The organism is Pseudomonas sp. GM74 (assembly GCF_000282455.1).
Classification (GTDB): Bacteria; Pseudomonadota; Gammaproteobacteria; order Pseudomonadales; family Pseudomonadaceae; genus Aquipseudomonas.
The window spans coordinates 1-5048 of record NZ_AKJG01000017.1; the positions used below are offsets into that span (position 1 = coordinate 1).

5 protein-coding genes are annotated in these 5048 nt (G+C 63.1%); 4 read left to right on the forward strand and 1 reads right to left on the reverse strand.

The genetic code is table 11. The features are described from left to right. On the reverse strand, window positions 1-1204 hold a 1204-nt coding region (locus PMI34_RS27635; RefSeq protein ID WP_008046908.1), incomplete at its 3' end, for a PAAR domain-containing protein. A 416-nt stretch (window positions 1205-1620) separates the two neighbouring features. Between PMI34_RS27635 and PMI34_RS22990 the strand changes: the two genes are divergently transcribed. Genes PMI34_RS22990 through phnE form a run of 4 tightly spaced genes read left to right on the forward strand, consistent with a single transcriptional unit; the run spans window position 1621 to window position 4851 of the window. After that, window positions 1621-2472: a putative selenate ABC transporter substrate-binding protein gene (locus PMI34_RS22990; protein ID WP_008046909.1), complete on the forward strand. Its 852-nt coding sequence runs from the start codon at window positions 1621-1623 to the stop codon at window positions 2470-2472. Beyond that, a complete protein-coding gene (locus PMI34_RS22985; RefSeq protein ID WP_008046910.1) occupies window positions 2469-3266 on the forward strand; it encodes a phosphonate ABC transporter ATP-binding protein in 798 nt (265 codons plus the stop codon). Before PMI34_RS22990 ends, PMI34_RS22985 begins: the two co-directional genes overlap by 4 nt. Further along, window positions 3260-4087, forward strand: a complete 828-nt coding sequence (locus tag PMI34_RS22980) for a PhnE/PtxC family ABC transporter permease (RefSeq protein WP_008046911.1) — start codon at window positions 3260-3262, stop codon at window positions 4085-4087. The genes PMI34_RS22985 and PMI34_RS22980 overlap by 7 nt, the downstream gene beginning before the upstream one ends. Continuing rightward, window positions 4084-4851, forward strand: a complete 768-nt coding sequence (phnE, locus tag PMI34_RS22975) for a phosphonate ABC transporter, permease protein PhnE (RefSeq protein ID WP_008046912.1) — start codon at window positions 4084-4086, stop codon at window positions 4849-4851. Before PMI34_RS22980 ends, phnE begins: the two co-directional genes overlap by 4 nt. The last annotated feature ends 197 nt before the right edge of the window (window positions 4852-5048 follow it).

Below are 5048 nucleotides of genomic sequence, written 5' to 3' on the forward strand. Positions count from 1 at the left end.
CGTAGGAGGCATGGTTGCCACGTAGCAGCCATTTCAGCCCCGTGTCATCGTACATCGACGGTTGCAGGATGTTGACCTGTTCGTGCGTGGCAAGAAACGCGACGCTTTCGGCGATATTGCCGGCCTCAATCGCCTCGAAAGCCAGGAGGATTTCCCTCTGCTCGGTTCCGAACTCCAGCGTTTCCTGCCCGATTGGCCACACCACCGGGTGTCCACCCTGCCCGTAAATCCTGCTACGTGACGCCAAACAATCCTTCAACGCCTCCAGCCCCCGTTCCTTGTAGAACAGATGCAACGGATACACATCCAGGAACAGCGTGGTATTGCCCATGGCCAGCATTTCGTACACGAACCGGTACAGCCGTTGTGCGTACGACAGCGAATCGTCGCTAGCTCCGAGGGTGCCGCCCGGTACCGGGTTGTTGCGGTTGGCCTGTTCGTAGTCGCGCTGGCGCTGTTCGAATTCGCGTATTTTCGCCCGCTTTTCCCATTCGCTGGGGCTGAGCAAGCCCACCAGTCCTTGCCTGGCGCTGTACTTCAGGTGCTCTGTGGCCTGGTATTCGGCGTGGATCCTGTCGATCGATTCGGCCGCATGCAGCAGGCCGCAGCCCACCTGCTTGGAGGCGAAGGCGGCTAGGCCGGCCCACTGGAAGCGTGGGTCGTCGCGCCACAGTTGGGCGTAGGTGGCATTGATCGCCTGGTTGCGCGCCTTGGGGTCGGCAATCAGCTGGCCGCCCGGCGCCACGATGTTTTCGACTCGCTGTTGATACCCGCGCCAGTAGTTCTCGCAGAGCCGCCCCGGCCATTCGCTGAAGGTCGGCACGGAGGGTTTCGGCGTCGAGGTATAACTGGCGGGGCGATTGCCAGGGGCCGAGGGAGTTTCCGGTTGCGCGGCTGTCCTTGCCGCTCGTGGTGTCGGGGCTTCTTCGTTGCAGTAAGTGGTATCGAGCACGGATGGAATCAGCCTGGCGTTGCAGGGGCAACTGCTGAAGCTGTCCAGCGTGCCGGCCAGCAGCCTGCCGTGACTTTCGATGTGTGAAATGCCACCGACGATGGCGTAGATCCTGTTGTCCTTGCCGCAGGAAACCGGGTCCCCGGCGCATGCGGCGGCAAAGTCAAACATCATCAGGTGGCAATCGGCTTCCAGCACCTTGCCGCCGCAGGTGGTCCAGTCATCCTTGCGAATGAAATATCCCTCTGTCATTGCTTGATTTCCCTGTCTGTTGACGACTTGAGGCAGACGCTCGGGGCGCCCGCCAACACTCAAATGGCTCCCGTTCCCGATTGAAAAGGGAGGCATGGCAATGCGCGGCGCACAGGGTTAACGCAGGGGAAATGAACGTAAATGGGACGTTTCCGGGATACATGTAGGAAATGGAGAATTAATCGCTTACTGCTACGGTCTTCCAGCGATGAGTGTGAGGGAAATCGTATTTTTCCAGCCAGCACGCGTAATCGTTAGCGTGCATCGCGAGCAAGCTCGCTCCTACACAATGCTGGTCAAGCACGCAGGACTCCCTATAATCGCGGCGTTTTCGTCTACCCTCACGAAGCGTCGTGCAGCAATCAGCTTGTGCGGGGCGCATCGACATTTTTCCGCTATTGAACCGGAGAACTTCCATGCTCAAACGTACCCTGGCTATGGCCGTCGGCCTGACCCTGTCCCTTTCCACCCTGCTGGCACAGGCTGCCGAGACCCTCAAGGTCAGCGCCATTCCCGACGAAGCCCCCACCGAATTGCTGCGCAAGTTCAAGCCACTGGGCGAATACCTGGAGAAGCAACTGGGCATGAAGGTCGAGTTCGTACCGGTATCCGACTACCCAGCGGTGGTCGAGGCGCTGGCCACAGACCGCATCGACATGGCCTGGCTGGGCGGTTTCACCTTCGTGCAGGCGCGTTTGAAAACCGGCAATGCCATTCCCCTGGTACAGCGTGAGCAGGATGCGCAGTTCACCAGCAAATTCATCACCGCCGACCCGGCGGTCAAATCCCTGGCCGACCTCAAGGGCAAATCGTTCGCCTTCGGCTCGGTCTCGTCGACGTCCGGCAGCCTGATGCCGCGTTATTTCATGCTGCAGGACGGCATCAAGCCGGAAACCTATTTCAGCCGCGTCGGTTACTCCGGCGCCCACGACGCCACGGTCGCCTGGGTTCAGGCGGGCAAAGTGGATGCCGGCGTGCTCAACGCCAGCGTCTGGGAAAAACTGGTCAAGGCCGGCAAGGTCGACACCGACAAGGTCAAGGTCTTCGCCACCACGCCGGCCTACTTCGACTACAACTGGACAGTGCGCGGCACCCTCGACCCGGCCCTGGCCGAGAAAATCAAGGTCGCCTTCCTCGCGCTCGACCCGGCCAACCCGGAGCAAAAGGCGATCCTGGACCTGCAGGCCGCCAGCCGCTTCATCGAGACCAAGCCTGAGAACTACAAGGGCATCGAGGAAGCCGCGCGCGCTGCCGACCTGCTGAAATGACCTTGCATCTGAACCAGGTCAGCCTCACCCACGACACGGGCGTGCGGGCGTTGCATGAGATCGACCTGCACATCGGCGCCGGTGAGCAGGTCGCGATCATCGGCCCGTCCGGCGCCGGCAAGTCGAGCCTGCTGAACCTGCTGGCCACCGCCCTGCGCCCTGGCAGCGGCACAGTCGAGGTGCTCGGCGAACAAGCCTGGCAGCTCGGCGCCCGACAGCGCCAACGCCTGCGCGCGCGCATCGGCCTGGTGCATCAGGCGCCGCCACTGCCACCGCGCCAGCGCGTGGTCACGGCGGTGCTGGCCGGCAAACTGGGTCAGTGGGGGTTTGCCAAAAGCCTGCTGAGCCTGCTGCATCCGGTGGATGTGCCCGGCGCACGCGCGGCCCTGGTTAAACTCGACCTTGGCGACAAGCTGTTCGCCCAGTGCCAGCAATTGTCCGGTGGCCAACTGCAGCGCGTGGGCATTGCCCGGGTGCTGTACCAGGCCCCCGAAGTACTGCTGGCCGATGAGCCGGTGTCGGCGATGGACCCGGTGCTGGCCGGGCACACCCTGTCGATCCTCTGCCGCCACGCCCGGGAACACAAGGTGACCCTGGTCGCCAGCCTGCATGCGGTGGATCTGGCGTTGAGCAACTTCTCTCGCATCATCGGTTTGCGCGACGGCCAGATCCTCTTCGATCTTCCCTCTGCCGACGTCGACCACGATTTGCTCGACCGGCTCTACGCCAACGAGCAACTGCAATCCCCGCCCGCTCCGGTGGCACCCTTGAACCTGCAGATTCCCCGATGCTGACGCGCGATACACGAGACCCGGCCACCCTGCCCCGCCTGCTGCTCAGTCTGTTGGCGCTTGCCCTGCTGTGGCCCGGCATCCACTTCAGCGAACTGGACCTGGGCGTGCTGCTCCAGGCCGACAGCCAGAGTGAAATGGGCCGTTTCGTTTCGGCCTTCTGGCCGCCGGCCCATGGCGAAGAGTTCCTCCAACTGCTGTGGCAAGCCACCTTGCAGACCCTGGCCATCGCCACCGCCGGCATGGCCCTGGCCTTGCTGCTGGCCGTGCCCGCCAGCCTGCTCGCCAGCCGCGCCCTGTCGCTGTCGGCCGCCTCGCGCGGTGGCCGCCCGAGCGCCCTGGGCCGGTTGCTGCGCTGGCCGGTGCGCGGGCTGCTGATCTTCCTGCGCAGCGTGCCGGAAATCGTCTGGGCCCTGCTGTTCGTGCGCGCCGTCGGCCTTGGCCCGACGGCCGGGGTGCTGGCCATCGCCATCACCTACAGCGGCATGCTGGGCAAGGTCTACGCAGAAATCTTCGAGTCGGTCGACCAGCGCCCCGCCCACTCACTGCTGCAAGCCGGCAGCGACCGGTTGGCGGCGTTCTGCTACGGCATCCTGCCCAATGTCGCGGCAGAGTTGCTGTCGTACACCGTGTACCGCTGGGAATGCGCGATCCGCGCGTCCGTGGTGATGGGCTTCGTCGGCGCCGGCGGGCTGGGCCAGCAGATCGACCTGTCACTGCGCATGTTCGCCGGCGGTGAAGTGGCGAGCATGCTTCTGACCTTCTTCGTCCTGGTGCTGTTCGCCGACCAGATCAGCCGCCTGCTGCGCTGGAGGTTCGCATGAATCGCCTGATCAATCTGCTACTGATTCTCTGTATCGGCGTAGCGGTCGTCGCCTCGTTCCGTTATCTGGGCATCGACCTCGGCGAACTGGGTGGCAGCAGCAACCTGAAGCAGATGGGCGCCTACGTGCTGCGTTTTCTCAGCCCGGACCTGAGCACCAGCCACCTGCAAGCCATCGGCCGTGGCGCCGTGGAAACCATGGCAATGTCCGCCCTCGGCACCCTGCTCGCGGCGGTGTTTGGCCTGCTGCTGGCGCTGCCGGCGGCCGGGCGCTTCGGCTGGCTGCTGCAGAGCGCGTCGCGACTTGTGCTCAATGGCCTGCGCGCCATTCCCGAACTGGTGTGGGCCGCGCTGATGGTGCTGGCCGCCGGCCTCGGACCGAACGCCGGCACCCTGGCACTGGCCATGCACACCACCGGGGTACTCGGCCGCCTGTTCGCCGAAGCGCTGGAGAACACCCCGCCACAACCTGCCGAAGCCATTCGATTGCAGGGTGGCAACGTGGTCTGGGCCTTCTGTTACGGCACCCTGCCCAACCTGTTTCCGCAGCTGTTGGCGTACATTTTGTACCGCTGGGAGAACAACATTCGCATGGCCAGCGTGCTGGGGTTTGTTGGGGCTGGGGGGTTGGGGCAGATGCTCTATGTGAGCCTCAGCCTGTTTCAGGAGGCTCAGGCTAGTACGGTGATACTCGCGATGTTGTTGTTGGTGTTTGCTGTTGATGGGTTGAGTAGTTGGAGTCGGCAGCGTTGGGTTAAGGCTTGATGGGGAGTTGCATAGGTTATGCTCATCCGATTGCGTTCGAGATGAGCAGGTATTTGTATGGAGTTGACTACCGCGTTTTATGGTTATGACTGGTAGAAAACGACCCCAAAGCTGACGGTGGCGACGGGCAGAGATCGGCCAAATGCTGTCGTTCGTCAAAGGCCAGTGTCGTCCTGGTGTAGTGGTCTAATGAAACC